The 337-nt window shown below is 52.2% G+C and carries 1 tRNA gene; it reads left to right on the top strand.

The annotated features are described in order from the left end of the window. Positions 1-260: 260 nt before the first annotated feature. Positions 261-336: transfer RNA gene (locus tag HB860_RS22000), tRNA-Glu, on the top strand. Position 337: the final 1 nt, after the last annotated feature.

Genomic DNA, 337 nt, shown 5'->3' with positions numbered 1-337 from the left:
TGTTGTTGAGTGTTCACACAGATTGCCTTGATTCAAAGTAGTTAGAGCAAAGACCTGATGCGCAAGCGTCAGTGCTTGTTTGGTGAAAGCCAAACGAGAGAAGCCCGTTCGTTGGGTTGGGATGTGAATAGCGGCGCAAGCAGCTACCCGATTCAAAGTTAGCGATAACAACGAACAGCGCTAAAGGCCGCTAGCCTCGCAGGCTCGGCGTCGCCTTTACGAAAATCATTGCGAAGTAACCTTCGCAAAACATGATTTTCGTCCCCTTCGTCTAGAGGCCTAGGACACCGCCCTTTCACGGCGGTAACAGGGGTTCGAATCCCCTAGGGGACGCCAC

Source organism: Aeromonas genomosp. paramedia (assembly GCF_023093515.1).
Classification (GTDB): domain Bacteria; phylum Pseudomonadota; class Gammaproteobacteria; order Enterobacterales; family Aeromonadaceae; genus Aeromonas.
Note: the sequence above shows the minus strand (reverse complement) of the source record. Positions and strands in the feature narration are given on the sequence as shown.